Raw genomic sequence first — 25,191 nt, 5'->3', positions numbered from 1 at the left:
TAATCTCTTCCGGCTTGTGCTTCCGTGCCATTCCATTCCTCCTTCAGTCCAAATCCTAAAACAGAATCTGGACCACCCAGAAGGGGGAAGCTCAGGCATGCTCTACAAAAATGGAACCGAAACCAATGGTGGATTGGCCCTGTTGGACTCGTAATCGGAATTGGCGGGGTGATTTTAGCTCTCGCCGGATGACACCGCCAGCCAGATGTGGAGGGCTGGGTCCTCAAAAGTTGGTAGCGGAGGAGGGACTCGAACCCCCGACACGCGGATTATGATTCCGCTGCTCTAACCTGCTGAGCTACTCCGCCCCGAAAGGCCGCTCCGGGGAAGAGGCCCGGGTGCAGGCGGCGCTATTACGGCGGGTTCCGGGCGGGGTCAACTCCCCATCGACGCCGCGCGGTAGGAGGCGCTCAGCCGCGAAACGGGTACTCGCGCATGAAGCGCCAAAGGCCGTCCTCGTAAGCGTAGAGGCCCAGACCGTGGAAACGGAACTCGACGGGCTCTAGGCTCGGCCCGAGTTGCGCCTGCAGCGCCTTCGCCTCGTCGCCTGTCACCTTGTTCTGGATCGTGATGTGCAGCCGCAGCTTTTGCGAATCCTGCGGCGTCATCAGACCGTGAAAGCGATCCTGCATTTCGGAATGGAGAGCGACGACGTCGGGACAGTGCACCGCCAGCGCCGTCCCGCGCCCGAGGTTCATCAGGCTGTCGATCCGCGCGGGCGGCGGCTCGGCCTCTTTCGAAAGCTCGGCAAGAGTGCGCCGCACCTCCCCTTCGGAGGATGGCGGCAGCGCGTGAAATAGCGTGACATGCGCGCGCAGCCGGTTGCGCTCTGGCGGGAAATGCGCACGCCGCAAGCCATCGGCCCAAGCCAGTATGTCCTTCGGCATTTCCGCGGTGACGAGCAGGGGCTTGCCGTCCGCAGTGCCGGGGGGCGGACTCACGCGTCCTGTGCCTCCTTTTCCTGAAGCCGCGCGAGCAGTTGTTCGGGCGCGGTCGCACCGTACGGATCCTCGTCGGCGCCGACATCGTTGATGCCCGGCTCCTCGAACCATTCGACGACCTCGTTGTCGTCGACGACCATCGCATAACGCCAGCTGCGCTCGCCGAAGCCGAGGTGGTCCTTCTTGATGAGCATGCCCATCCGCCGTGTGAAGTCCCCTGAACCGTCGGGCAGCAGCTTCACGTTCTTCAGGCCGAGATGCTTGCCCCACTGGTACATGACGAAGGCGTCGTTGACCGATACGCAATAGACCTCCTCGATGCCGAGCTCGCGGAATTCGTCGTAGAGCCGGTCGAAGTTCGGGCACTGCTCGTTCGAGCAAGTCGGCGTGAAGGCGCCGGGAAGCGAGAAGACGACGACGCGCCTGCCGGCGAATTCGTCCCTGACGTTCAGGTCCTGCCACCTGAAGGGATTCGATCCGCCAATGCTTTCGTCGCGAACGCGGGTTTTCAGGGTTACGTCGGGTATGTGCTTGCGCATGGTCGCCTCCTTCGTTTGCCATGCAACGCGCATGGGCGAAACCTGTTTCCGGAGGCTACATCTCCCCGCGCGCACGGCGGATGGCGAACCACTTGGCGACGTTCTCGTTGTGCTCGGCGAGCGTGCTGGCGAAGACGTGCCCGCCTTTCCCGTCGGCGACCATGTAAAGCGCCTCGGTCTTCTCGGGATTCAGAACGGCGGCGATCGACTCGCGCCCCGGATTGGTGATCGGCCCTTTGGGAAGGCCGACCATCGAGTACGTGTTGTAGTCGTTAACAGCCTGGATTTCGGACTGCCTTATGCGACGCCCGAGCGGCTTTCCCCTGGTGATCGGATAGATGATCGTCGGGTCAGCCTGCAGCATCATGCCCTTCTTCACCCGGTTGGAATAGAGCCCCGCGACCATGCGACGCTCGGACGGTACCGCGGTTTCCTTCTCGACGATCGAGGCGAGCGTCACCGCCTCGTCGGGCGTCGACACGGCGATGTTCTTCGCGCGCGCGGCCCACAATTCCTGCACCGTGCGACTCATCGCGGCCTGCATGCGGCGAAGCACCGCCTCGCGCGGTTCGCCGCGTTCGAAGGCGTAGCTGTCCGGCAGGACGGAGCCTTCCTCCGGCACCGGCACATCGCCCGTCAGCAGCGGCTGTGCCATCAGGCGTTCGTGCACCATGATCGAGGGCATTCCCTCGGGCACGGTGACGAAGCGCTGCACGATCTCATCGCTCTGGATGATCGAGAGTATCTGCGAGGGGCTGGCCCCTGCCGGAAGGAGGAACTCGCCCGCCTTGATGGGCGCGCCGCCACCGAAGATGCGGGCGCGCAGCGAGAAGGTTCGAGCGGACGCGATCGCCCCTTCGTCCTCCAGCTTGCCGGCCACCGACGAGAGACTTGCCCCGCTCGGCACGACGAACGCCGTCTCTTCCTCGAGCGGGCCTGAACCGAACCAGCCGCCAAGGACGAACCATGCGCCGGCAAGGATCGCGACCGCGACCAGCGCGGCCAGCGCGCAGCCGCGCCGCATCGTCAGTCTTCCGGCTTGCGCATGATGAGGCTGGCGTTGGTACCGCCGAAGCCGAACGAGTTGTTGAGCACGGCGCGCACCTCGCGCTTCTTGGCCTTGTGCGGCACGAGATCGACACCCTCGCAGCCGTCGCTGGGATCGTCGAGATTGAGCGTGGGAGGCACGATCTGGTCACGCATCGCCAGGATGCAGAAGATCGATTCGACGGCGCCCGCCCCGCCGAGTAGGTGGCCGATGGCGGACTTGGTCGAACTCATCGACACGCCCGAGATCGCATCGCCGAACAGGCGGCGGACTGCGCCGAGTTCGAGCTCGTCGCCTAGCGGTGTCGAAGTACCGTGGGCGTTGATGTAATCGATGTCGGCCGGGGAAAGGCCGGATTTGCGCAGCGCCATCTCCATCGAGCGGAACGCGCCCGAGCCTTCGGGGTGCGGCGCGGTGACGTGGTAGGCATCGCCCGAAAGGCCGTAGCCGATGACCTCGGCATAGATCGTCGCGCCGCGCGCCTTGGCCCGCTCGTACTCCTCGAGCACGACAACGCCCGCGCCCTCGCCCATGACGAAGCCGTCGCGCGCCTTGTCGTAGGGTCGGCTTGCACGCTGCGGCTCGTCGTTGAATGCGGTGGACAGCGCGCGTGCCTGCGCGAAACCGGCGATGCCGATGGGGCAGATCGTGCTTTCGGCACCGCCTGCCAGCATCACGTCGGCATCGTCGTCCTTGATCATGCGGGCAGCATCGCCGATCGAGTGCGCGCCGGTCGAACAGGCGGTGACGACCGCGTGGTTCGGCCCCATCAGGCCGTACTTGATCGATACCTGACCGGAAACGAGGTTGATAAGGCGTCCGTGAACGAAATGCGGCGAGACGCGGCCCGGTCCCTTGTTGGCAAGGACGAGCGATTCGCTCTCTATGCCGGGGAGTCCGCCGATGCCTGCACCGATAGAGCAACCGGCGCGGAGCCTCTCGGCCTCGCTCATTTCGGTAAGCCCGGCATGCTCGAGCGCCTGTCCCGCGGCATCGATGCCGTAGACGATGAAGGGATCGACCTGGCGCTGGATCTTGTGATCGACGCGCTTGCTCGCATCGAAACCGAATTCGTGATCTGCGGGCTTCACCTCGCACGCGATGCGGCACTTGTGCTCCGAGGCATCGAAGCGCGTGATGGGCGCGGCGCCGGACCTGCCTGCAAGGATGTTGCTCCAGGTCGTCTCGACATCGCCGCCAAGCGGGGTGACGAGACCCATACCGGTTACGACCACACGACGCATGCTATTCTCCAGATTCCCGGCCCGTTGAAGCACGAAAGGCCCAACCCGTGGCGGGCTGAGCCTGTCGAAGCCCCGTCCCTGCCCCCTTCGGGGAAGAACCGCCCCTCGACTTGCTCGGGGCGGACGGGAAGATATGGGCAGTCAGGTCAGCCCTTGTTTTCTTCGATGTACTTGATCGCGTCGGCGACGGTGCTGATCTTCTCGGCAGCATCGTCGGGAATCTCGACGCCGAACTCTTCCTCGAACGCCATGACCAGCTCGACGATGTCGAGGCTGTCGGCACCCAGATCGTCGATGAAGCTGGCATCCTCGGTAACCTTGTCGGCTTCCACGCCCAGGTGTTCGACGACGATTTTTTTGACGCGCTCGGCGGTGTCGCTCATGAAAATGCCCCTTCTGAAACGGAGGATGGAATATCGCCTGCCGCCCTAATGACCGCAAGCGGCGCTGGCAAGTCCGAGCGTCGAACTTGCGCCGATTAGCGCCTTTTTACTGGCTCTTGGGTGGCTCGACGATACGAATCTGAAGCTCGCGTAGCTGCTTGGCGCTCACTTGCGAGGGCGCGCCCATCATCAGGTCCTCGGCTTTCTGGTTCATCGGGAAGACGACGACCTCACGAATGTTCGGCTCGTCCGCCAGAAGCATCACGATGCGATCGACGCCGGGAGCCGATCCGCCGTGCGGCGGCGCGCCGTACTTGAAGGCGTTGATCATGCCCGAGAAGTTCTCGTCGACCTCTTCCTTGCTGTATCCGGCGATCTCGAAGGCCTTGTACATGATGTCGGGCCGGTGGTTCCGGATCGCGCCCGAGCTGAGTTCCACGCCATTGCACACGATGTCGTACTGCCACGCCTTGATCTTGAGCGGATCCTGCGATTCCAGCGCTTCCATCTCGCCCTGCGGCATCGAGAACGGGTTGTGGCTGAAGTCGATTTTCTTGAGGTCCTCGTCGTACTCGAACATCGGGAAATCGACGATCCAGCAGAACCTGAAGCAACCTTGCTCGATCAGGTCGAGCTGTTCGGCAACGCGCGTACGGGCAGCGCCCGCCAGCTTGGCTGCCTGAAGCTCCTTGCCGGCGGCGAAGAACATGCCGTCGTCGGGGCCGAGGCCGAGCGCATCGTAGAGCGCGGCCATCTTTTCCGGGCCGTGGTTCTTGGCGATCGGGCCGCCAAACTCGCCGCCCTTGCGGGTTACGTAGCCGAGGCCCGCGTGGCCTTCGGATCGCGCCCACTCGTTCATGTCGTCGAAGAACTTGCGGCTCTTGTCCGCCGTGTTCGGCGCGGGGATCGCGCGCACAACGCCGCCGCCGCCCACGATCTTCTCGAACAGGCCGAAGCCCGACTGGCGAAATTCGTCGGTGACGTCGCGGATGACGATCGGGTTGCGCAGGTCGGGCTTGTCGGAGCCGTACTTCAGCATCGCCTCGGCGAACGGGATGCGCGGAAATTCGCCCGCGGGCGTCACCGTCTTGCCCTTGGCGAATTCCTCGAACACGCCTGCGAGCACCGGTTCGATGGCGTCGAACACGTCGTCCTGCGTGACAAAGCTCATCTCGAAGTCGAGCTGGTAGAATTCGCCGGGCGAACGGTCGGCCCGGGCATCCTCGTCGCGGAAGCACGGCGCGATCTGGAAGTAGCGGTCGAAGCCCGCCACCATCAGCAGCTGCTTGAACATCTGCGGCGCCTGGGGGAGCGCGTAGAATTTGCCCGGATGGACGCGGCTGGGCACGAGGTAGTCGCGCGCACCCTCGGGGCTCGACGCGGTCAGGATCGGGGTCTGGATCTCGGTGAACCCCTGGTCGTTCATCCGCCGGCGAAGCGAGGCGATGACGCTGCTGCGCAGCATCATGTTGGCATGCACGCTCTCGCGTCGCAGGTCGAGGAAGCGGTACTTGAGGCGGATGTCCTCGGGATATTCCTGCTCGCCGGCAACCGGCATGGGCAGTTCGTCGGCCTTCGACTGGACATTGGCCGAACGCGCAAAGACCTCGATCTCGCCGGTCGGGAGGTTCGGATTGACGGTCGCGGCGTCGCGCGCCTTCACTTCGCCGTCGATGGTCACGACGCTTTCGACGCGCAGCGAATCGAGCAGTTCGAGAGCGGGACTGTCCTCGTCCGCGACGATCTGGGTGATGCCGTAGTGATCGCGAAGGTCGACGAACAGGACGCCGCCGTGATCGCGCTTCCGGTGGACCCAGCCGGACAGTCGAACGGTCTCTCCGACGTCCTTTGCCGTCAAAGCGCCGCAATTATGTGTGCGAAAGGGGTGCATCTGTCTTTCCAATGGGCCGTCGTTGGGTCTAGGGAAGCCGCGGCTAACAGGCGATGGCCGCTGATTTGTCAAGCCGGGGGCTCGCACGGGCCCATACAGAAAGAACGATGAAGATACATCCGTTGATTACCGAAAGCGCCGCGCTGGCAGACCTGTGCGCGCGGCTCGCGAAATCCGAATTCGTTGCCGTCGACACCGAATTCATGCGCGAGAACACGTACTGGCCCGAACTGTGCTTGGTGCAGATCGCCAATACCGAGGAAGCCGCGGCTATTGATCCGCTGGCCAAGGGTATCGACCTGAAACCGCTTTTCGACCTGCTGACCGACAACGAGGAGGTCCTCAAGGTCTTCCACGCGGGCGGTCAGGACGTGGAGATCGTTTACAACTTCACCGGACGCACCCCGCATCCGATCTTTGACACGCAGATCGCGATGATGGCGGTCAGCCAGTCCGAACAGATCGGCTATTCCAACCTCGTCGAAAGCTGGCTGGGCCTGACCATCGACAAGGGCGCGCGCTTTACCGACTGGAGCCGGAGGCCGCTAACCGAACGGCAGATCGAATACGCCATCGGCGACGTGACCCACCTGTCGAAGATATTCCCCCGGATCCTCAAGAAGCTGATCAAGACCGGGCGCGGCGAGTGGCTCAATGTCGAAATGGAGAAGCTCGCCGATCCGGACAACTACGGCAATGATCCGTCCGAGGCCTGGAAGCGGATCAAGGCGCCGGGCCGCAATCCGGTCGTGCTCGGCAGGCTTAAGGCGCTGGCCGACTGGCGCGAGCGCGAGGCGCAGGACAAGAACATTCCGCGAGGTCGCATCGCGCGCGACGAGACCTTGGCCGACATCGCCAGCCACCCGCCGAAGAAGCAGGCCGACCTCGCCAAGGTCCGCGGGCTTTCCGCCGGCTGGAAGGACAACGAGATCGGCAAGCGGCTCATGTCCACGCTCGAGAACGCGAAGCCCCTTCCCGACGACGAGATGCCGCAGCGCGCGCCGCGCGGCGCACCGCTCGGCAAGGAAGGCGCGCTTGTTGCCGACCTGCTCAAGCTGCTGCTCAAGATCCGCGCGCGAGAGATCGACGTGGCCGCCCGGCTGCTGGCGCGCAGCGACGACCTGGAGGCGCTCGCCTCCGGTATCCGCAAGAACCTGCCGCTTCTAGAAGGATGGCGGTTCGAGCAGTTCGGGCGGGACGCCGTCGAACTCGTCGAAGGCAAACTCGCCTTCGCCGTCGCGGGCGGAAAGCTGAAGATGACGCACGTAGACGACATGCCCGAAACCCTGGCCGAGAACGGCCGCTGAGCGAGGCAACGCGCCCTTGACCGTCTACCACCCGACACTGAAGCAGCTTCAGTATCTGGTCGCGCTGCACGAACACGGACATTTCGGGCGCGCGGCGGAAGCCTCCTTCGTGTCGCAGTCGACGCTTTCGGCGGGGCTGCGCGACCTCGAGGCGCTGCTCGGCGTCACTTTGGTAGAGCGCACCAAGCGCGCGGTGCGATTCACTCCGCTCGGCGAGACAGTCGTCGCCAAGGCTCACCGGATCCTGCGTGAAACGGAGGAACTGTCAGAACTCGTTCAGTCGAGCGGCAAACCGCTGTCGGGCGAGATGCGAATGAGCGTCATCCCGACGATCGCGCCGTTCCTCCTGCCGCGCATGCTGCCACGGCTGCGTCGCGAGCGGCCCAAGCTGAAGCTGTTCCTGCGCGAGGAGCCGAGCCAGGCGGCGATCGATTCGCTCAATCACGGGCGGGCCGACTGCGTGCTGCTCGCCCTGCCCTACCAGACGGGCGAGGTGGAACAGGAAACGATCGAACTCGACGCCTTCTTCGTGGCTTTCCCGCACGACCTGCCGTCCGACGTGCCCGAGGAAGTCACGCCCGCCGTCATCGACGAGAACCGGCTGCTGCTACTCGAGGACGGGCATTGCCTGAAGGACCATGCGCTCGCCGCCTGCAATCGCCCCGAACTTCGCGCCAGCGCGACGATGATCGGTACCAGCCTCCACACCCTGGTCCAGATGGTCGACAACGGCCTCGGCGTCACGATGCTGCCCGAAATGGCCATCGACGCCGGGATACTGAACGGCACGAACGTGGTTGCGCGCCCGCTGGACGCGCCGCACGCCAACCGCGAGATCGCGCTGATCTGGCGCAAGGGCAGCCCGCGGGGAGAGGAATTCAGATTACTCGCCGACGAATTGCGCAAGGGCTGAGCGCAGGGCTTGTCAGTCCATGTGGCGCAGGCCGACGCGAAGGTAATCCCATCCGGTGATCAGCGTCAGCACCGCCGCGCCCCACAACGTCGCAAGGCCGACCGTATGCGGGACGTTGATGAGCAGCGCGCCGACTTCCATGTTCCAACCGGGCAACCCGTTGCCGAGGATGAGCGCACCCAGCGAAATCAGCTGGAACGTCGTCTTCCACTTGGCCAGCCGGGAAACCGGCATCGACACCTGCAGACCGCCGAGAAATTCGCGCAGCCCCGAAACCGCGATCTCGCGAATCAGGATGATGAGGCCCGCGATCACGTGCATGTCGCCCACGTATGGTCCGCGCAGGATGCCCTGCGCCGTGAGGACGAGTATCACTGCCGCGACCATGATCTTGTCGGCAATGGGATCGAGGAAGATGCCGAGTTTCGACACCGCCCCGCTCGAACGCGCGAGATAGCCGTCGAAGTAGTCGGTGATACCCATCAGGCAATAGACGAAGAAGGCGATCAGGTAGCCGGTGTGCCACCCGGGCCACCACAGGAGTGCCGCCAGGCCGGGAATCGCGACGATGCGCGAGAGCGTCAGGATATTGGGAAGGGACAACATCGCCTGCCCCATAGCCGCGATGGCGCACGCGAAAAAGTTTCTTTCGGACTTGTCGGGGCCGCAGCGACGTCTAAGGCTCGCGCGGGAGACAGGACCGCACCGGCGAGGACATGACGACATCGACGCATTTGCTTCGGCGCAGGCGCTTCCTGCCGCTCTTCGTGACCCAGCTTCTCGGCGCCTTCAACGATAACCTCTACAAGAACGCGATGGTGCTGTTCGTCGTGTACAGCGTCTACAATTCGGAGGCCGAGGAAGCCGGGTTCAGCGCGCTTGCTTCCGCTGTATTCATCATACCGTTCTTCGTCCTGTCCGCGCTTGCCGGGCAGCTTGCCGACATGCGCGACAAGGCGAAGATCATCCGTGTCGTGAAATTCTGCGAGATCCTCATCATGCTGGTCGGCGGCGCCGGCCTCCTCCTTGCATGGCAGGGAACCGCGACCGACACGCTGGCGATACCGCTGATGCTGCTGGCGCTGTTCGCGATGGGCGTGCATTCGACCTTTTTCGGACCGATCAAGTACGCGATCCTGCCCCAGCACCTTAGGCCGCGCGAGGTACTTGCCGGGACCGGGCTGGTCGAGGCCGGGACCTACATCGCCATCCTTGCAGGCACCATCCTGGCGGGCTGGATCTCGGTCGAGGCATCGGCGGTCGCGGTCTTCCTGATCGCCATCGTCGGCTACGTCTCGGGGCGGCAGGTTCCCGATGCACCGCCCGCCAGCGAGGGGCGCATCGACTACAACGTCTGGCGCTCGTCGATAGACCTCGTGCGCAACACGATGCACGACCGGCGCGTGTTCCTCGCGATCATGGCGATCAGTTTCTTCTGGTCGATCGGTGCCGTGCTGTTCATCCAGTTTCCGCCACTTGCAAAGAACACGCTTTCGGCCAGCAAGGAGGTCGCGAGCCTGTTCCTGGTAATGTTTTCGGTGGGGGTCGCCATCGGCTCGATCTCCATAAACGCGATGCTCAAGGGCACGGTGTCGGCGCGCCACGCGCCCGCCTCCGTCATCGCGATGGCGGTATTTGTCGTACTCTTCCACTTCGTCTGCCGGGCCTGGCCGGTGCCCGAAAACGCCGAATTGCTCGATGTGGCCGCGTTCGTGTCGCAGCCGCTGGCGATACCCCTGCTGCTCACGCTGCTCGGCATAGCCGTCGCGGGCGGCATGTTCGTGGTTCCGCTCTACGCGTTCCTGACGACCTTCGTGGACAAGTCGCAGACGGCGCGCACGATCGCGGCGAACAACATCGTCAATTCGGGCGCGATGGTCGCAGGCTCGCTGACTGCGATGGCGCTGACGGCGGCGGGCATGGAAATCATCGAGCAATTGCTCGTCGTCGCCGCGTTCTGCCTCGGCTCGGCCTGGCTCGGACGATTGCTGTTCCTGGCCGAGGAACAGGCGGCAGCGACCGCCTGAAGTGGTTCATCCGATGAAGATGCTGACCGCGACGAACGAGGCGCAATAGGTCGCAAGGAAGTCGCGGCAGTCGCCGGACGAGAGCTTCATCCTGGAGAGCACGCCGTGCCGCTCCTCGTCATCGGGCAGATCGGCGATGCCATGGCGCACGTGCTGCGGGAGCGAGCGCAGGAAGGGATGGCGGGCGGTTTCGTCCGAAAGGACCAGGGCGCGGCGTTTGCTCGTCATGCCCCCGAATTAAGGAATCCTTTACTTTTTGCACAGACCCGGCGCGTGGACCTTCCCGTTTCGGGACAAGCTATCCGAAACACGCCCAAAGCCGGGAACTTTCGGGCCCTTTTCCACAAGAAAGGGCCGCCACATGGACGGCCCTTCCGGATATCCGATTGTCGGCGAACGTCAGATACTGTCGCCCATCGCTCCCTTGACCTTGCCCTTCGCCTGCTGGACTTCGCCCTCGCGCTCCTGCGCCTTGCCTTCGGCATAGGTTTCGCGGTCATCGGTCGCCTTGCCAGCGGCCTGTTTCACGTTGCCTGCCGCTTCGTTGGCAAGGCCCTTCGATTTGTCCTTGAGTTCGCCCATGTCGTTCGCTCCTTCATATCGGGGGCGCGAAGCCACTCCTCGCGCTACACGTGAAGGAAACGAGCGAAGCGCCGCCATCGTTCCGTGTATTTTCGACAGAAAGCCTTACTTTTCCGACATTTCGATGATCCGCTTCCATTCCTCGGGCCGGATGACCGCTACCGAGAGGCGCGAAAGGCGAACCAGCTCGATATCGGCGAGCGAATTGTCGGCCTTGATCTCCTTGAGAGTGATGGGCCGCGCGAGCTTTCGCACCGGCTTCACCTTCACTGCCACCCACTTGCTCTCGGGATCGGTGGGGTCGACGATCCCTGCTTCGCTGATCGTCACGATGCCGACGATCTCGCGACCGACATTGGAATGGTAGAAGAAGGCTTCGTCGCCCATTTTCATCGCGCGCAGGTTGTTCGCGGCGCGGTGGTTGCGCACGCCGTCCCATGTCCCTTCGCCTTCGGATACGAGGTCGTCCCAACCATAGACATCGGGTTCCGACTTCATCAGCCAGTAGCTCTTGTTCCCGGTCGATTTGGCCATGCATCCTTCCTCGAAAGCCGATAGAGGTGCCCGCATAAGACCTGACACCGGACTGCGCCACCATGGATCTCGACACCCTCCCCGTCCTCAGCCTTGCCGATGAGCCGGACCGCTTCTCTTCCGAAATCGGCGAGAGCTTTCGCACCTTCGGCTTTGCAATGGTGCGCGATCACGGGATCGACGGCGAACTCGTCGCGCGCGGGTGGGAGCTGACAAGGGAATTCTTCGACCTGCCCGATGATGAGAAACGGCGCTATCACCTCGAAGGACAGGGCGGCGCACGCGGGTACACCCCCTTCATGACCGAGGTCGCCAAGGGCGCCGAGCATCGCGACCTCAAGGAATTCTGGCACATCGGGCGCGACCTCGAACCCGGCAACCCGCTCGAACCGACGATGCCGCCGAACATCTGGCCCGACCGGCCCGCAGGCTTTCGGGAGACGTTCACCGATCTCTATGCCGAGTTCGACCGCGTCGGAAACATCCTCCTGTCGCGCATCGCAAGCGACCTCGGCCTGTCGCCCGACTGGTTCGAGCCTGCGGTCGAGGAAGGCAACTCGGTTATGCGCCTGCTGCACTACCCGCCGCTCCCGGAAGACGCAGGCGGTTCGATCCGGGCCGGCGCGCACGAGGACATCAATCTCATCACGCTGCTTCTCGGGGCCGAGGAAGCCGGTCTTGAGCTCCTTGCACGCGACGGCGACTGGATCGAGGTGTCGCCGCCTGAAGGCGCGCTTGTCGTCAACATCGGCGACATGCTGCAACGGCTGACCAATCACGTGCTTCCGTCGACGACGCACCGGGTCCGCAATCCGAGCGGAGAGCGCGCGCGGCACAGTCGGTACTCGATGCCGTTCTTCCTGCACCTGCGCAGCGATTTCCGCTTCGAGACGCTGGCGCAGTGCATAACGGCGGAAAACCCGGACAGGTATCCCGACAGGATCACCGCCGACGACTACCTCCAGGAGCGCCTCCGCGAAATCGGCCTCAAGACCTGAGCCGGCCAGTTTCCGGAGTTGCCCGGCATTTAACGGAAATTTCAGAACGAAAACCTATCGTCCGGTCCTCTACGGACGGGGGGCACCGTTTTGGTGAAGACGCACGATACCTCGAAAAGGGGGGGCAGCGGCAAGCAGGCGATAGGCGATGCAGAGCGCGACATAATCGCGCTCGGCATCGCAATTGCCGCGATCATCATGTTCGTCGGCACCGGCGGCGCAGTGGTTCCGGACGTCATCCGGTCGCTTTCGGGCGTCGGCCTCGGCCCCGACCAGGTCCTCGTAAACGCGCTCCTCCTGAATATCGCGCTGATCATCTTCGGCTGGCGTCGCTATCGCCAGCTCACGCAGGAAGTGCAGGAGCGCCGAAAGGCCGAAGAACAGGCGCGCCACCTCGCCGAGATAGATCCGCTGACGGGTTGCCTCAACCGTCGCAGCATCGGCCCTGCCGCCGACGGACTGATCGCCGAAGCAAAGGCCCGCGGAGAGATCGCGGCGATCATCATGATCGACCTCGACAACTTCAAGCAGATTAACGATTTCAACGGCCATAGCGCGGGCGACCAGATCCTGCAGGACTGCGCCCAGCGCATTGCGTCGGTGCTGCCGCAGCGATCCGTACTGGCTCGGCTGGGCGGGGACGAATTCGTCACCGTCGTCGCGGTCGAGAAGAACCGCCTCGCGTCCATCGACCATCTCGCCACGACAATCGTCGAGGCGGTCTGCGAGCCGGTCACGGTGAACGGGGTCGAGGTTCGCGTCACCGCCTCGCTCGGCCTTACCAGCAGCGAGGCCGGAAGCATGCCGGACGGAACCCGGCCGGCGGACTCGCAGACGCTGCTGCACATGGCCGACATAGCCATGTACCACGCGAAGAAGCAGGGCCGTAACTGCTTCTACTGGTTCGAAGAGCCTATGGAGGACGAGCTTCGCTTCCGTACGGAGATCGAGGCGGGCATCCGCAAGGGCATCCCGCGCGGCGAATTCGTCCCCTACTACGAACAGCAGATCGACCTCCAGACCGGGGAACTCACCGGCTTCGAGATGCTGGCGCGCTGGCATTCTCCGAAGCTGGGCGTCGTCAGCCCGGAAATCTTCATTCCCATCGCCGAGGAGATCGGCGCGATCGGCGAATTGTCCGAACAGGTCATCGCCCGCGCCCTCGACGATGCAAAGGCGTGGGATCCGAGGCTTTCGCTGGCGGTCAACATTTCGCCCCTTCAGCTTCGCGATCCGTGGTTCGCGCAGAAGCTGCTGCGGCTGCTGGTCGAGGCAAACTTCCCGCCCGAGCGCCTCGAGATCGAGATTACCGAGAGCTGCCTGCACGAGAATGTCGCCATCGTCCGTTCGCTGATCACCAGCCTCAAGAACCAGGGCATACGCGTCAGCCTCGACGATTTCGGCACCGGCTACAGCTCGCTCGCGCAGCTTCGCAACCTGCCGTTCGACCGGATCAAGATCGACCGCAGCTTCGTCACCAACCTCGTCGAGAACAAGGACAGCGAGGCCATCGTCCACGCCATCGCCATGCTCGGCAAGGGCCTCGGCCTCCCGATCACCGTCGAGGGAATCGAGACTGCGGACGTGCTCGACAAGCTCCGCCAGTACGGCGACATCAAGGGCCAGGGGTACCTCTACGGGCTGCCGCTGACCGCCAACGAGGCGCGCGATACGCTGTCGAAGCGCAACCTGCTCGGCGGCGGGGAGATCGGGCGAAAGATTGCCAGGACACTCGATGCGGAGGTGAGCCAGCCGGCACTCGCCGCGCGCATCGCCTGATCGCGATTACCACAGGGCTCGCGCCACTGGACGCACGGCCCGCCAGCGCATAGAGCCGCGCTTCATGCGTATCGGCTTCACCAAGATGCACGGTCTCGGCAACGATTTCGTCGTCCTCGACGGACGCGATGCGCCCCTGCCCGTCATAGACATGCGCCTCGCGAGTGCGCTTGCCGACCGGCGCACGGGGATCGGCTGCGACCAGCTGATCCTGCTCGAAACGTCGAACGTCGCGGATTTTCGCATGCGCATCTTCAATGCAGACGGCAGCGAGGTCGGCGCCTGCGGCAATGCCACACGGGCGGTCGGACTGCTCCACGGAGCCCCGGCGCGCATCGAGACCGGCGGCGGCATCGTCGCCGCATCGCCCGTGGAAAACGGCATTTCGGTCGACATGGGCGAGCCGCGCTTCGCCTGGGAGGAAATCCCCCTCGCCTACGCGATGGACACGCTGTCCATGCCGGTCGGCTGGGACGGGCTCGACGCGCCCGTTGCGGTCAACGTCGGGAACCCGCACGCGGTTTTCTTCGTCGCCGACTGCGATGCGGTGGACCTTGCGGCAATCGGCCCCGAGATCGAACACGATCCGCTGTTTCCCGAGCGGGTCAACGTCAATGTCGCGACCGTCGATGCGCGCGATGCGATCAGGCTGCACGTCTGGGAACGCGGCGTCGGCCTGACGCGCGCATGCGGCACCGGGGCATGTGCAACGGCGGTCGCCGCGATGCGCCGGAGCCTTTGCGACCGGGAGGCGACCGTCACCCTGCCGGGCGGCACCCTGCGCATCGCATGGGGCAATGACGACCGCATACTGATGACCGGGCCGGCCAGCGAAAGCTTTCGCGGCATTTTCGACACCGACGACTATCCGCCGACCGCATGAGCGTCACGGTCCATTCGCTAGGCTGCCGGCTCAACATATCGGAGAGCGAGGAACTGCGCGGCATGCTGCGCGGCGCCGGGGACCTCGTGGTCGTCAACAGCTGCGCGGTAACTTCGGAGGCGGTGCGCCAGACCCGCCGGGCGATCCGCCGTGCCCGCCGCGCCAATCCCGATGCGCGCCTGCTTGTCACCGGATGCGCCGCCGAAGTCGAGCGCGACATGCTCGCGACGATGCCAGAAGTGGACGGGCTGGTACCGAACGGCGCGAAGCTCGACCCGCGCGCATGGAATGTCCCCGCCGCGCCACCGGTCGCGCGCGCCGGCAAGCGGTACACCCGCGCCTTCGTCCAGGTGCAGAACGGTTGCGACCACGCCTGCACCTTCTGCGTCATCCCGCAGGGGCGAGGCCCGAGCCTGTCGCGCGCCGTTCCCGACGTGCTCGCAGACATCGCGCGCCATGCCGATGCCGGCATTCGCGAAATCGTGCTGACCGGTGTCGACCTCACCAGCTGGGGTGGCGACCTCGAAAACGCGCCGCGCCTCGGCAAGCTGGTCGGCGCGATCCTGAAAGCCTTTCCCGCGCTCGAACGCCTTCGCCTCTCCTCGATCGACGGCGCCGAGATCGACCGGGAGCTGTTCGACATCCTCGGGTTCGAGCCGCGCCTGATGCCGCACCTTCATCTCTCGCTGCAGTCGGGTGACGACATGGTGTTGAAGCGCATGAAACGCCGCCATTCGCGCGCCGATGCCGTCGAGCTCGTCGCCCGGCTCCGCGCCGCGCGGCCCGGCATCGCCATCGGCGCCGACATCATCGCCGGGTTCCCGACCGAGGACGAGACGATGCACGCGAACAACCTCTCGATCATACGCGAACTCGGCATAGTGCACGGGCATGTCTTCCCCTATTCGCCCCGGCCCGGCACGCCCGCAGCAAGAATGCCGCAGGTCGATCCGGCAACGATAAAGGCGCGCGCGCGCAAATTGCGCGAGGCCGTGGCGAGCGAGCGCGCCAAATGGCTGGAATACAATGTCGGGCAATCGCTCCGCGTGCTCGCCGAGGCCGACGGGACGGGCCACGCCGAGGACTTCGCGCCCGTGCTCTGCCCGCCCGGAACGCAGCCGGGAGCGATCGTGACCATAACGCCCGAGAGGATAGTCGAAGGAATGCTCGCATGACCGACGAAACCGCGCCGACCGGCGACTGGAGCGAGCGAATCTTCGGAGGCTTTCGCAAGACATCCGAACGGCTGTCGGAGAACCTCACCGGCATCGTTGGCAAGTCCCGGCTCGACGATGCGCAACTCGACGACCTCGAAGACGCGCTGATCCTCTCCGACCTCGGCCCGCGCGCCGCTGCCCGCATCCGCGAGCGCCTTGCCGGCGAACGCTTCGAGAGGGGAGTCGACGAACTTGCCGTCAAGGAAGCCGTCGCGCGCGAGATCGCCGAGATCCTCCGACCGGTGGCAAAGCCGCTGGACGTCGTTGCCTTCCCGCGCCCGCAGGTGATCCTCGTCATTGGCGTCAACGGGTCGGGCAAGACCACGACCATCGCCAAGCTGGCGCACCTGTTCCAGGAGCAGGACTATGCCGTGATGCTGGCGGCAGGCGACACCTTCCGCGCCGCCGCGATCGGCCAGCTCGGTGTCTGGGCCGACCGGCTCGGCGTCCCCATCATCAAGGGTCCGGAGGGTGGCGATCCGGCCAGCGTGGTGTTCGACGCGGTGAAGAGCGCGACCGATCGCGGCACCGATGCGCTGATCGTCGACACCGCAGGCAGGTTGCAGAACAAGCGCGAGCTGATGGACGAGCTGGCCAAGATCCGGAAAGTGCTCGGCCGCCTCAATCCCGAAGCCCCGCACGACGTCGTGCTGGTGCTCGATGCCACCAACGGCCAGAACGCGCTTTCGCAGATCGAGATTTTCAGGGAGGTCGCCGGAGTGACCGGGCTGATAATGACCAAGCTCGACGGCACCGCACGCGGCGGTGTGCTTGTGGCCGCAGCCGAACAGTACGGGTTGCCGATCCACGCCATCGGCGTGGGCGAGACGATGGACGACCTGCGACCCTTCGACCCCGACCTCGTCGCGCGCGTCATCGCGGGAGTCGCATGATGGCCGACACGACGGAACCCGAAGTCGAAAAGCCCAGGTCCGGCTGGCTCAACATCGCGGTCGATTACGGCCCGGTGCTGGTCTTCTTCCTGGTCTACAAGTACTTCTCGCCCGGCGATGCGGAAGCCAATCCGCTCGCCGAGGTGCTTGCCGTGATCAAGGGCACCGGCGCATTCGTCGCCGCCGCGATCGTGGCGCTGATCGTTTCGAAGTGGAAGCTGGGCCGCGTGTCGCCGATGCTGTGGCTTTCGACCGGGCTCATCGTGATCTTCGGCGGCATCACGATCTGGACGGGCGACCAGCGCGTGATCCAGGCCAAGCCCACGGTGATCTACGTGCTGTTCGGGCTGGTCCTGCTGGCCGGTTGGCTGCGCGGCAAGGCGCTGCTCAGGATCCTGCTCGAAGCCGCGTTCGAAGGGCTGTCGGACGAAGGCTGGCTCAAGCTTTCGCGCAACTGGGGACTGTTCTTCCTCGTGCTCGCAGCGCTTAACGAGGGGCTCGTCCTCTACCTTGATTTCGGGGCATGGCTCGCGGCCAAGCTTTGGGTGTTCCTGCCGCTCACGTTCCTTTTCACCTTCCTCCACATTCCGATGCTGATGCGGCACGGGATGGGCCGGGAAGAGGCCGAGGACGAAGCGGTCGCGCACACGCCGCCGACCGGGGAGTGACGCGCTAGATCGCGTCGATCGCAAGCGTCGCCCAGATTGCCACGAAAGCGATCACGACCGCGCCTGCGCCGAACAAGCGGACAAGACGGCTGCCGCCCGCCCACACTACGAACTCGACCGCCGCGCCCGCAAAGATCAGCATCCCGCCGAAGACCGCGAAGTCGAGGCCATCCCAAGACACCTCCGTGGTGAACTGCATGGCAAACAGGGGAAGCAGCAGCAAAGCGCCCGCCGCAAGCCAGAGCAAGAAACGCCAGGGCAGCGCAGGACGGACGGAATACGCTGAACCACGGGTGCGATTATCATCGGCAGACATCATGTCTTCACGATACTAGATTTCGAGCTGGCTGCCCAGTTCGACCACCCGGTTCGTGGGAAGGCGGAAGAACTCCATCGCGCTCGCAGCGTTTCTGAGCATCCACGAGAACAGCTTCTCGCGCCAGATCGCCATGCCCGGCTTGGCCGAGGGAAGCAGCGTCTGGCGCGAGAGGAAGAAGCTGGTCTTCATCATCTCGAACTGCTCGCCGCCGCATGCGGTTATTTCCTTTAGCGCTCTCGGCACGTCGGTTTCCTCGAGGAAGCCGTAGTGCAGGGTCAGGCGGTAGAATCCGTTGCCAAGGTCGACGACGTCGAACCTCTCGCTCGGATCGACCGCCGGTACGTCCTGGATGTCGATGGTCAGGATCACGACGCGCTCGTGCAGGACCTTGTTGTGCTTGATGTTGTGGAGAAGCGCCGAAGGAACGCCGGCGGCATTCGCAGACATGAAGATGGCGGTCCCGGGAACGCGCGTCGCGCTCGAATGCGCGCTCTTGGCGAAGACCTCGATGGGGATCGTACCCTCGGCCATGTTCTGGCGCATGAGGGCGCGGCCCTTCGACCACGTGGTGAGCATGGTGAAGATCACTATGCCCATCAGGAGCGGAACATAGCCGCCGTCGGGTATCTTGGTGAGGTTCGCCGCGAGATAGGCGAAATCGAGCGCAAAGAAGAGAATCAGCATCGGGATCGCAATCCACTTCGCCCACTTCCACAGGCTGAGCAGCACGACGCCCAGGAGGATCGTGTCGATCAGCATCGCGCCCGTGACCGCAATCCCGTAGGCCGCCGTCAGGTTCGAGGAGCGCTGGAACATCAGCACCAGGATGATGACCGCGGTCATCAGCGCGAAGTTGATCGCCGGGATGTAGATCTGGCCTGCCTTCAGGCTGGTGTGCTTGATCGTCATGCGTGGCATGAAGCCAAGCTGGATCGCCTGCTGCGTTACCGAGAATGCGCCCGAAATCACGGCCTGCGACGCGATGATCGCAGCCGCCGACGCGATCACGAGCAGCGGCCACTGGAACCAGTCGGGCGCGAGGAGGTAGAACGGGCTTTCGAGCGCCTGCGCGTCGCGCATGAGGAGCGATGCCTGCCCGAGGTAGTTGATGACGAGCGCCGGCAGGACGACCGCCAGCCAAGACACGCGGATCGGGTTGCGACCGAAGTGCCCCATGTCGGCATAGAGCGCCTCCGCGCCGGTAACCGCGAGCACCGCCGCGCCCATCGCGAGGAAGCCGTTGAAGGGGTCTGCGATGAACATCAGCACGGCGTAGTGCGGGCTGAGCGAAAGCAGCACGTCGGGCATCGCCATGATGCTCGATATCCCGAGGATCGAGATCGTCACGAAGTAGGTCAGCGTGATCGGGCCGAACCAGTTCGCGACCTTCGCCGTGCCCCGGCTCTGGATCATGAACAGGAAGATCAGGATACCGACGACGAGCGGGACGACCAGGCCCTCCAGCGCCGGATTGTAGACGGCGAGGCCCTCCATGGCTCCCATGACGGAAACCGCGGGCGTGATCATGCTGTCGCCGTAGAACAGCGCGGTCGCGAAAACGCCGAGCAGCACGACGCCGGCAGACCACTTTCGCGGAGCGGACGCCTGCTTGTTGATCAGCGCAAGGAGCGCGAGACTGCCGCCCTCCCCCTTGTTGTCGGCGCGCATCAGGACAGTGACATATTTCACGGTCACGATGATCATCATCGACCAGAACATCAGGCTGACGATGCCGTAGACGTGCAGACGGTCGAGCGGGAGCGGATGATGCCCGGCGAACGTATCGCGCATGGCGTAGAGCGGGCTGGTACCGATGTCGCCGAAGACGACGCCGATGGCACCGAGAGCCATTTTTCCGATGCCGCCCCTGGCATGGCCGTGCCCTGCGTCCATCGCAGGTCCCTCACCCGGCTGGCCAGGCGAGTCGGCCGCGTTGCCGACGCCGTCGTGAACCGATTCGCTCATTCCTGGACCCTGTTGGCAGCACTGGCCGCGCCGTTCCGGTTAGGTTTTCCGGCGGGGCGTCGGCGCTTAGCAGCAAGCGACGAATGCGGCAACGCCGCTTATCGTTCCCCGCCCTGCATGTTGCGTTGCATCTCGATCATCGCTTCGAGTTCGAGCAGCCGGGCGAGCCGCGCTTCGAGTTCGGGGCGGATCGGAGAGTCCTCGGGCGTCCGCTTCAGCGCTTCCGCCCACAGGTCGCGCGCCTCGTCGAACTGTCCGGCCTGCGCATGGCCGAGGCCGAGGAAGAACGGCGGTCCGGGCGCGGCCGGCGCCGCCTCCGACGCCTTGCGATAGGCGTAGAGCGCCGCCGGGGTCAGCGTCCCGTCGGCATGCGCGGTCAGCGCGTTGCCCAGCGCGAGCCACGCCTCGTAATCTTCCGGGTCCTCCTCTACCGCCGCGAGCAGCATGCCGGCGGCATCGCCGAAATTGCCGTTACGCACCAGGGCATCGCCGACGACGAGCCAGTTGCTCGACGGCATCCCCTCGCGGCCGACGAGCGCCCGGCGCGCCTCGACAAGTCCCTCTGCACCACCCGGTTCGATCGCAGGCGGCGGCGTGGGAGAGCCCGGCAGGCCGGGACTGGCCTGCAGGCCATATCCCGCGATACCGAGCAGCAGGGCCGCCGCGAGCGCTTCCCATCCGCGGCGCGGCGTCTTCAGCACGAACGCGGCGAAGACGAACGCGGCAAGCGCGAGCGCGATGGCGAGCACCCAGTTCATTCGCTGACGTTCCGGCCGAACCGCTTGCGCAGCAGGAGCGCGGCAACGAGCAGCAGCACGAGCGGGATCGCGAACAGCGGCCATGTCATGGCAGTGACGCGGGGAGAGTAGCTTACGTAATCGCCGTAGCGCTCGACGAGCCACGCCCGGATCGCCTCCGGCTCCTCACCCGCAGCAATGCGCTGGCGGACCTGGCTGCGCATGTCACCCGCCATCGGCGCATCGGAATCGGCGATCGACTGGCTCTGACACTTGAGACAGCGCAGCGTGACCATGAGGTCATGTGCCTTGGCCTCGAGCGCCGGATCGTCGAGCTGGCGGTAGGCATATGGCGCGGGCGGCACCGAGTCCTGCGCGACGGCCAGCGGCGTCCACACGAGCGAAAGGATCGCGACGATCAGCTTCATGCGCCCGCCTTCCGCAGTTCGGCCATGATAAGATCCATGTCCTCTGCCCTGATGACTCCGATATGCTGGTAACGGATGATGCCGTTCGCATCGACCACGAAGGTCTCGGGAACGCCCGAAGATCCGATGCCAAGCTGCACTTCGCTCAGGTCGTCCTTGCCGATGCGCGCGAAGGGGTTCCCGTATTGCGACAGGAAATCCTCGACGTCCTCGCGGGTGTCGCGGATGGCGACGCCGTGGATCTCGACGCCCGCCTTCGACAGTGCGTCGAGCTGCGGTGCCTCGATCCGGCACGGGATGCACCAGCTTGCAAAGACGTTGAGGAGGCGCGGTCCCTCTCCCCTGAAGTCGGCGCTCGACAGGCCAGGCCGCTCTGCAACAGCGGGTTCGAGCGCGAATTCGGGCAAGGGCTTGCCGATCATCGCGCTTTGCACTTCGCGGTCGGCGGGCCGGAAAAGGCCGAAGAGCACCAGTACCACGAAAGCCGCGAACACGATCAGCGGCAGCCAGAGCGCCCAGCGCGGCCCCTTGGAAGTCGCCCCGGTCATCGGCCCTGCCTCATCCGGCGATCCGCGATCTTCTCGCGCGCGACGCTGCGCCTGACATCGTTCGCCACATGGGCGACAATGGCAAGCACACCGCCGAGACCGATCAGCAGGCCGCCGATCCAGATCAGCGTCACGAACGGTTTCCACCACAGGCGGAGCTGCCAGCGACCGTCCTCGCCCTCTTCGCCCAGCACCGCATAGAGTTGCCCGTTCCAGCGTGTCAGCAGCGCGGATTCGGCGGTCTGCTGCGGCGGCGACCAGAAACTGCGCGCCTGCGGCTTCAACTGGCGAACCGCGCCCTCGCCGTAGCGGACCGAAAGCCCGGCACGCATCGCGGTCCAGTTGGGCCCGGCCACGGGTTCGATGGCGTCCAGCCTCACTTGCCAGGGGCCGACCTGGGTCACGTCGCCCACTCTGGCCGCGACGAGCGTCTCCTTGGTGAAAGCGCTTTCGCTGGCGGCGCCGAAAAGCGCGACGGCAATTCCGAAGTGCGCCGCCACCATGCCCCAGGTCGCAATCGGCGTGCGGCGCAGGTTCCGGCCCCGCAACGGCAGCAGGCTCGCGGCAGCCAGCGCAACGGCTAGTGCCAGGCCGATGAACGGGAGGACGCCGATCCCGCCGATTGCCAGCAGCGCGGCCACGGCGGCAAGCAGCAGCAGGCCGGGCACAACCAGCCGCCGGCGCAGGCGCGAAAGGTTGTCTCGCCGCCAGCGCAGCAAGGGCCCGACCATCAGGACGAGCAGCATCGGCACGAAGAAGATCGCGCTCACCGGATTGAAATAGGGTGGTCCCACCGACACGCGCGTGTCGAAGGCTTCGGTGACGAGTGGATAGAGCGTACCGAAAAGGACAATGCCCAGGATCGCGGACAGCATCACGTTGTTGAAAACAAGCGCGCCCTCGCGGCTGACGAGGGCGAACCGCTTGCCTTCGGTGACGGTTGCGGCGCGCAGGCCGAAGAGCGTGAGTGCACCGCCGATGTTGATCGCCAGCAGCACGAGGATGAACGTGCCACGCTCGGGATCGACGGCGAAGGCATGGACGCTCGTCAGGATGCCCGATCGCACGAGGAACGTGCCGACCATCGACATCGAGAACGCAACGACGCCCAGCATGACGGTCCAGGCGCGCAGTGCGTTGCGCGATGCAAGGACGCTCGCCGAATGGAGGAGTGCGGTCGCGGCGAGCCACGGCATGAGCGAAGCGTTCTCGACCGGATCCCAGAACCACCAGCCGCCCCAGCCCAGCTCGTAGTAGGCCCAGTACGATCCGGCGGTGATGCCGACGGTGAGGAACACCCACGCGCCGAGCACCCAGGGTCGCATCGCGCGCGCGAACGCCGGCCCGACCTCGCGCGTGATGAGCGCCCCGATGGCAAAGCTGAACGCAACCGACAACCCGACGTAACCGAGGTAGAGCGTCGGCGGATGGAACGCGAGGCCGATGTCCTGCAGCAGCGGGTTGAGGCCAGCGCCCTGCGGCGGCGCGGGGTCGAGCCGCTCGAACGGGTTCGAGGAGAACAGCAGGAAGGCATAGAAGCCGAGGCTGACGAACGCCTGCCCCGCCAACGTCGCCAGCATGGTCCGTTCGGGCAGGCGACGCTCGATAAGGGCGATCAGGGAGCCGGCGAGCCCCATGACCATGACCCACAGCAGCATCGATCCTTCGTGGTTGCCCCAGGTGCCCGCCAGCTTGAAAACGAAGGGCTTTGCCGAATGCGAGTTCATTGCGACCAGCTGCACCGACAGGTCGGTACGCAGGAACAGCACCATCAGCGCGAAGAAGGATACCAGCGCCAGCAGTCCCTGTACGACCGCCGCCGGGCGCACGATGGCTGCGAAGCCCTCCCCGCCCCTGGTCAGCGACAGGCTCCCCGCGAGCAATTGCAGGGCGGCGAGCGCGGCGGCGAGCCACAGCGCGGCTAGTCCGAATTCGGCGATCATTGCGGCGCGGCCACCACCCGTTCGGTCTGGTGCTCGCTCATCTCCTGCAATTCGCGCGGAACGTAGTTCTCGTCATGCTTGGCGAGCAGGTTGTCGGCAAGGAAGGTCCCGTCAGGGCCGAGCCGCCCTTCGGCAACGACACCCGAACCCTCGACGAAGAGAGAAGGCACGATACCGCTGAAGCGCACCGGAATGCGGGCGTCTCCGTCGCCCACGACAAAGGCGATGGTCACGCCGTCGGCCTGCGTCTTTAGCGAGCCTTCCTCGACCATTCCGCCCAGCCGCACGGCGCGGCCCGGCTCGGGCGGATCGGCCTGCATCTCGCTCGGCACGTAGAAATAGGACGCCTGGTTGCGCAGCGCCCACGCGGCGAGGAGACCCGCCGCGACGAGCACGACCAGCGCGACGACCAGCAGCACGAGGCGCTGGTGCTTGGGCTTGATCCGCGACGTGGCGATGCTGGCCATCAGCGCTCCCGGCTCCGTTCGCGGCGACGCTCCGCGCGGTGCATGGCGAGCCAGCTCCAGCCGATGGTCAGCGCCGTGCCGCCGATGGAGATCGCGTAGGCGGCCCAGACGAAGGCCCACTGGTCGAGCGCCTCGCGCATCAGGCCTGCGCCTCCATGCCGGAGGTCCCGCGCATAGCCTTGCGGCGAAGGCGCGCGTCGGCCTGGATGTCGGCAAGGAGAGCGCGCATGCGCAGCAGGATTATCGCTCCGAAGATCATCGAAAAGCCGAGTGTCGCGGCAAGGAGCGGCCAGAGAAACGCGGCGTCGATAGCGGACTTGCCCATCGTGATGCTGGGGGGCTGGTGCAGCGAATTCCACCAGACCACCGACCGGTTGATGATCGGGATGTTCACCGCCCCGACCAGTCCGAAGATCGCCGCGACGCGCGAGGAACCGCTGTCGCGCTGCGCCGCGTCGGACAGGGCGATGTACCCGAAATAGAGGAACAGGAGGACGAGGAAGCTCGTCAGCCTGCCGTCCCACACCCACCATGTGCCCCAGGTCGGCCGTGCCCAGATCGATCCGGTGAGCAAGCAGATCGCGGTGAAGGCGGCTCCGGGAACGGCAGCGGCCCGCGCGGCGATGCCCGCCAGCGGATGGCGCCAGACGAGCTCGACCAGGCTTGCGACCGCGATGGTCATCCAGCCGCCCATCCCCAGCCAGGCTGCGGGAACGTGGACGAAAAGGATGCGCACGGTCTCGCCCATCAGGCGGTCGGGCGGTACCCGGAACAGCCCCCACAGAAGCGCAACGGCGGTTATCGCGATCCCGCCGAAAAGCAGGACCGGCGTCAGCCAGCGGGCAATGCGCAGGAAGCGCGCGGGATTGGCGAAGCCATGCATCCGAAATCGTTCGTTGTTTGCGCCATTCCTTGGCAGCGCCCGACGCCGGGAGCA

At 65.1% G+C, this 25,191-nt stretch carries 28 protein-coding genes and 1 tRNA gene; 9 read left to right on the top strand and 20 right to left on the bottom strand.

The window, feature by feature from the left end; all coding sequences use genetic code 11:
* Window positions 1–231 precede the first annotated feature (231 nt).
* The 7 genes from FHS75_RS16110 to aspS form a co-directional block, all read right to left on the bottom strand.
* Window positions 232–308, bottom strand: a tRNA-Met gene (locus tag FHS75_RS16110).
* Window positions 309–410: 102 nt separating this feature from the next.
* Window positions 411–941, bottom strand: coding sequence for a 2'-5' RNA ligase family protein (locus tag FHS75_RS16105; RefSeq protein WP_229735693.1), 531 nt, complete (start codon window positions 939–941; stop codon window positions 411–413).
* The gene (locus tag FHS75_RS16100) at window positions 938–1,480 is read right to left on the bottom strand and encodes a peroxiredoxin (RefSeq protein WP_179408699.1); all 543 of its coding nucleotides are present in this window, start codon (window positions 1,478–1,480) and stop codon (window positions 938–940) included. Before FHS75_RS16100 ends, FHS75_RS16105 begins: the two co-directional genes overlap by 4 nt.
* A 55-nt stretch (window positions 1,481–1,535) precedes the next feature.
* A complete protein-coding gene (gene mltG / locus FHS75_RS16095) occupies window positions 1,536–2,504 on the bottom strand; it encodes an endolytic transglycosylase MltG (protein WP_179408698.1) in 969 nt (322 codons plus the stop codon).
* Between the two features lie 2 nt (window positions 2,505–2,506).
* Complete coding sequence (gene fabF, locus FHS75_RS16090) at window positions 2,507–3,772, bottom strand: beta-ketoacyl-ACP synthase II (RefSeq protein WP_179408697.1); 1,266 nt, start codon at window positions 3,770–3,772, stop codon at window positions 2,507–2,509.
* Between the two features lie 146 nt (window positions 3,773–3,918).
* The gene (locus FHS75_RS16085; RefSeq protein WP_179408696.1) at window positions 3,919–4,155 is read right to left on the bottom strand and encodes an acyl carrier protein; all 237 of its coding nucleotides are present in this window, start codon (window positions 4,153–4,155) and stop codon (window positions 3,919–3,921) included.
* 106 nt (window positions 4,156–4,261) lie between these two features.
* Window positions 4,262–6,046, bottom strand: coding sequence for an aspartate--tRNA ligase (aspS, locus tag FHS75_RS16080; protein ID WP_179408695.1), 1,785 nt, complete (start codon window positions 6,044–6,046; stop codon window positions 4,262–4,264).
* Between the two features lie 107 nt (window positions 6,047–6,153).
* Here aspS and rnd point away from each other — a divergent pair, with 107 nt between their 5' ends.
* Together rnd and FHS75_RS16070 are read left to right on the top strand one after the other, a co-directional pair.
* Window positions 6,154–7,353: a ribonuclease D gene (gene rnd, locus FHS75_RS16075; RefSeq protein WP_179408694.1), complete on the top strand. Its 1,200-nt coding sequence runs from the start codon at window positions 6,154–6,156 to the stop codon at window positions 7,351–7,353.
* 16 nt (window positions 7,354–7,369) lie between these two features.
* Window positions 7,370–8,266, top strand: a complete 897-nt coding sequence (locus tag FHS75_RS16070; RefSeq protein WP_179408693.1) for a hydrogen peroxide-inducible genes activator — start codon at window positions 7,370–7,372, stop codon at window positions 8,264–8,266.
* Between the two features lie 12 nt (window positions 8,267–8,278).
* On the opposite strand, the gene pgsA is transcribed toward FHS75_RS16070, so the two are convergent.
* Complete coding sequence (pgsA, locus tag FHS75_RS16065) at window positions 8,279–8,872, bottom strand: CDP-diacylglycerol--glycerol-3-phosphate 3-phosphatidyltransferase (RefSeq protein WP_179408692.1); 594 nt, start codon at window positions 8,870–8,872, stop codon at window positions 8,279–8,281.
* Between the two features lie 110 nt (window positions 8,873–8,982).
* On the opposite strand from pgsA, the gene FHS75_RS16060 reads away from it, so the two are divergent.
* Complete coding sequence (locus FHS75_RS16060) at window positions 8,983–10,293, top strand: MFS transporter (RefSeq protein ID WP_179408691.1); 1,311 nt, start codon at window positions 8,983–8,985, stop codon at window positions 10,291–10,293.
* A gap of 6 nt (window positions 10,294–10,299) precedes the next feature.
* Here FHS75_RS16060 and FHS75_RS16055 read toward each other — a convergent pair whose 3' ends face one another.
* The 3 genes from FHS75_RS16055 to FHS75_RS16045 all read right to left on the bottom strand — a co-directional run bounded on the left by FHS75_RS16055 (window position 10,300) and on the right by FHS75_RS16045 (window position 11,409).
* Complete coding sequence (locus FHS75_RS16055; protein WP_179408690.1) at window positions 10,300–10,521, bottom strand: hypothetical protein; 222 nt, start codon at window positions 10,519–10,521, stop codon at window positions 10,300–10,302.
* A gap of 171 nt (window positions 10,522–10,692) precedes the next feature.
* The gene (locus FHS75_RS16050) at window positions 10,693–10,875 is read right to left on the bottom strand and encodes a CsbD family protein (protein ID WP_179408689.1); all 183 of its coding nucleotides are present in this window, start codon (window positions 10,873–10,875) and stop codon (window positions 10,693–10,695) included.
* Window positions 10,876–10,980: 105 nt separating this feature from the next.
* Entirely contained in the window at window positions 10,981–11,409 is a 429-nt protein-coding gene (locus tag FHS75_RS16045; protein WP_179408688.1) for an EVE domain-containing protein, read from the bottom strand.
* A 62-nt stretch (window positions 11,410–11,471) separates the two neighbouring features.
* Between FHS75_RS16045 and FHS75_RS16040 the strand changes: the two genes are divergently transcribed.
* From FHS75_RS16040 to FHS75_RS16015, 6 genes are all read left to right on the top strand, one after another.
* A complete protein-coding gene (locus FHS75_RS16040) occupies window positions 11,472–12,407 on the top strand; it encodes an isopenicillin N synthase family dioxygenase (protein ID WP_179408687.1) in 936 nt (311 codons plus the stop codon).
* 93 nt (window positions 12,408–12,500) lie between these two features.
* Entirely contained in the window at window positions 12,501–14,186 is a 1,686-nt protein-coding gene (locus tag FHS75_RS16035) for a putative bifunctional diguanylate cyclase/phosphodiesterase (RefSeq protein ID WP_229735694.1), read from the top strand.
* A 64-nt stretch (window positions 14,187–14,250) separates the two neighbouring features.
* Window positions 14,251–15,069 (top strand): diaminopimelate epimerase, encoded by an 819-nt coding sequence (gene dapF, locus FHS75_RS16030; RefSeq protein ID WP_179408686.1) that lies wholly within the window; start codon window positions 14,251–14,253, stop codon window positions 15,067–15,069.
* Window positions 15,066–16,244, top strand: coding sequence for a tRNA (N(6)-L-threonylcarbamoyladenosine(37)-C(2))-methylthiotransferase MtaB (gene mtaB, locus FHS75_RS16025; RefSeq protein ID WP_179408685.1), 1,179 nt, complete (start codon window positions 15,066–15,068; stop codon window positions 16,242–16,244). Before dapF ends, mtaB begins: the two co-directional genes overlap by 4 nt.
* On the top strand, window positions 16,241–17,179 hold the full coding sequence (gene ftsY / locus FHS75_RS16020) for a signal recognition particle-docking protein FtsY (protein WP_179408684.1): 939 nt from the start codon (window positions 16,241–16,243) through the stop codon (window positions 17,177–17,179). Before mtaB ends, ftsY begins: the two co-directional genes overlap by 4 nt.
* Complete coding sequence (locus tag FHS75_RS16015) at window positions 17,179–17,847, top strand: inner membrane-spanning protein YciB (protein WP_179408683.1); 669 nt, start codon at window positions 17,179–17,181, stop codon at window positions 17,845–17,847. The genes ftsY and FHS75_RS16015 overlap by 1 nt, the downstream gene beginning before the upstream one ends.
* A 4-nt stretch (window positions 17,848–17,851) precedes the next feature.
* On the opposite strand, the gene FHS75_RS16010 is transcribed toward FHS75_RS16015, so the two are convergent.
* The 9 genes from FHS75_RS16010 to ccmC all read right to left on the bottom strand — a co-directional run bounded on the left by FHS75_RS16010 (window position 17,852) and on the right by ccmC (window position 25,137).
* Window positions 17,852–18,070, bottom strand: a complete 219-nt coding sequence (locus FHS75_RS16010) for a hypothetical protein (protein WP_218845304.1) — start codon at window positions 18,068–18,070, stop codon at window positions 17,852–17,854.
* Between the two features lie 108 nt (window positions 18,071–18,178).
* A complete protein-coding gene (locus tag FHS75_RS16005; RefSeq protein WP_179408682.1) occupies window positions 18,179–20,131 on the bottom strand; it encodes a potassium transporter Kup in 1,953 nt (650 codons plus the stop codon).
* A 98-nt stretch (window positions 20,132–20,229) separates the two neighbouring features.
* Window positions 20,230–20,889, bottom strand: coding sequence for a tetratricopeptide repeat protein (locus FHS75_RS16000; protein ID WP_179408681.1), 660 nt, complete (start codon window positions 20,887–20,889; stop codon window positions 20,230–20,232).
* A complete protein-coding gene (locus FHS75_RS15995; RefSeq protein ID WP_179408680.1) occupies window positions 20,886–21,296 on the bottom strand; it encodes a cytochrome c-type biogenesis protein in 411 nt (136 codons plus the stop codon). Before FHS75_RS15995 ends, FHS75_RS16000 begins: the two co-directional genes overlap by 4 nt.
* A complete protein-coding gene (locus tag FHS75_RS15990) occupies window positions 21,293–21,844 on the bottom strand; it encodes a DsbE family thiol:disulfide interchange protein (protein ID WP_179408679.1) in 552 nt (183 codons plus the stop codon). The genes FHS75_RS15995 and FHS75_RS15990 overlap by 4 nt, the downstream gene beginning before the upstream one ends.
* Window positions 21,841–23,787: a heme lyase CcmF/NrfE family subunit gene (locus FHS75_RS15985; protein ID WP_179408678.1), complete on the bottom strand. Its 1,947-nt coding sequence runs from the start codon at window positions 23,785–23,787 to the stop codon at window positions 21,841–21,843. The genes FHS75_RS15990 and FHS75_RS15985 overlap by 4 nt, the downstream gene beginning before the upstream one ends.
* Window positions 23,784–24,254, bottom strand: a complete 471-nt coding sequence (gene ccmE, locus FHS75_RS15980) for a cytochrome c maturation protein CcmE (RefSeq protein WP_179408677.1) — start codon at window positions 24,252–24,254, stop codon at window positions 23,784–23,786. The genes FHS75_RS15985 and ccmE overlap by 4 nt, the downstream gene beginning before the upstream one ends.
* Window positions 24,254–24,394: a hypothetical protein gene (locus FHS75_RS15975; protein ID WP_179408676.1), complete on the bottom strand. Its 141-nt coding sequence runs from the start codon at window positions 24,392–24,394 to the stop codon at window positions 24,254–24,256. Before FHS75_RS15975 ends, ccmE begins: the two co-directional genes overlap by 1 nt.
* On the bottom strand, window positions 24,394–25,137 hold the full coding sequence (ccmC, locus tag FHS75_RS15970) for a heme ABC transporter permease CcmC (RefSeq protein ID WP_179408675.1): 744 nt from the start codon (window positions 25,135–25,137) through the stop codon (window positions 24,394–24,396). Before ccmC ends, FHS75_RS15975 begins: the two co-directional genes overlap by 1 nt.
* Window positions 25,138–25,191 lie beyond the last annotated feature (54 nt).

It is taken from the genome of Novosphingobium marinum (assembly GCF_013408095.1).
GTDB lineage: Bacteria > Pseudomonadota > Alphaproteobacteria > Sphingomonadales > Sphingomonadaceae > Novosphingobium > Novosphingobium marinum.
The sequence above is the reverse complement of the archived record's forward strand: the minus strand, read 5'-3'. Positions and strand labels throughout refer to the sequence as shown.

Bases quoted from the DNA above. Each gene is read 5' to 3' on its own strand.
- FHS75_RS16100 (WP_179408699.1), bottom strand. From the start codon at position 1,480: ATGCGCAAGCACATACCCGACGTAACCCTGAAAACCCGCGTTCGCGAC.
- mltG (WP_179408698.1), bottom strand. From the start codon at position 2,504: ATGCGGCGCGGCTGCGCGCTGGCCGCGCTGGTCGCGGTCGCGATCCTT.
- fabF (WP_179408697.1), bottom strand. From the start codon at position 3,772: ATGCGTCGTGTGGTCGTAACCGGTATGGGTCTCGTCACCCCGCTTGGC.
- FHS75_RS16085 (WP_179408696.1), bottom strand. From the start codon at position 4,155: ATGAGCGACACCGCCGAGCGCGTCAAAAAAATCGTCGTCGAACACCTG.
- aspS (WP_179408695.1), bottom strand. From the start codon at position 6,046: ATGCACCCCTTTCGCACACATAATTGCGGCGCTTTGACGGCAAAGGAC.
- rnd (WP_179408694.1), top strand. From the start codon at position 6,154: ATGAAGATACATCCGTTGATTACCGAAAGCGCCGCGCTGGCAGACCTG.
- pgsA (WP_179408692.1), bottom strand. From the start codon at position 8,872: ATGTTGTCCCTTCCCAATATCCTGACGCTCTCGCGCATCGTCGCGATT.
- FHS75_RS16060 (WP_179408691.1), top strand. From the start codon at position 8,983: ATGACGACATCGACGCATTTGCTTCGGCGCAGGCGCTTCCTGCCGCTC.
- FHS75_RS16055 (WP_179408690.1), bottom strand. From the start codon at position 10,521: ATGACGAGCAAACGCCGCGCCCTGGTCCTTTCGGACGAAACCGCCCGC.
- FHS75_RS16050 (WP_179408689.1), bottom strand. From the start codon at position 10,875: ATGGGCGAACTCAAGGACAAATCGAAGGGCCTTGCCAACGAAGCGGCA.
- FHS75_RS16045 (WP_179408688.1), bottom strand. From the start codon at position 11,409: ATGGCCAAATCGACCGGGAACAAGAGCTACTGGCTGATGAAGTCGGAA.
- FHS75_RS16040 (WP_179408687.1), top strand. From the start codon at position 11,472: ATGGATCTCGACACCCTCCCCGTCCTCAGCCTTGCCGATGAGCCGGAC.
- dapF (WP_179408686.1), top strand. From the start codon at position 14,251: ATGCGTATCGGCTTCACCAAGATGCACGGTCTCGGCAACGATTTCGTC.
- mtaB (WP_179408685.1), top strand. From the start codon at position 15,066: ATGAGCGTCACGGTCCATTCGCTAGGCTGCCGGCTCAACATATCGGAG.
- ftsY (WP_179408684.1), top strand. From the start codon at position 16,241: ATGACCGACGAAACCGCGCCGACCGGCGACTGGAGCGAGCGAATCTTC.
- FHS75_RS16015 (WP_179408683.1), top strand. From the start codon at position 17,179: ATGGCCGACACGACGGAACCCGAAGTCGAAAAGCCCAGGTCCGGCTGG.
- FHS75_RS16005 (WP_179408682.1), bottom strand. From the start codon at position 20,131: ATGAGCGAATCGGTTCACGACGGCGTCGGCAACGCGGCCGACTCGCCT.
- FHS75_RS16000 (WP_179408681.1), bottom strand. From the start codon at position 20,889: ATGAACTGGGTGCTCGCCATCGCGCTCGCGCTTGCCGCGTTCGTCTTC.
- FHS75_RS15995 (WP_179408680.1), bottom strand. From the start codon at position 21,296: ATGAAGCTGATCGTCGCGATCCTTTCGCTCGTGTGGACGCCGCTGGCC.
- FHS75_RS15990 (WP_179408679.1), bottom strand. From the start codon at position 21,844: ATGACCGGGGCGACTTCCAAGGGGCCGCGCTGGGCGCTCTGGCTGCCG.
- FHS75_RS15985 (WP_179408678.1), bottom strand. From the start codon at position 23,787: ATGATCGCCGAATTCGGACTAGCCGCGCTGTGGCTCGCCGCCGCGCTC.
- ccmE (WP_179408677.1), bottom strand. From the start codon at position 24,254: ATGGCCAGCATCGCCACGTCGCGGATCAAGCCCAAGCACCAGCGCCTC.
- FHS75_RS15975 (WP_179408676.1), bottom strand. From the start codon at position 24,394: ATGCGCGAGGCGCTCGACCAGTGGGCCTTCGTCTGGGCCGCCTACGCG.
- ccmC (WP_179408675.1), bottom strand. From the start codon at position 25,137: ATGCATGGCTTCGCCAATCCCGCGCGCTTCCTGCGCATTGCCCGCTGG.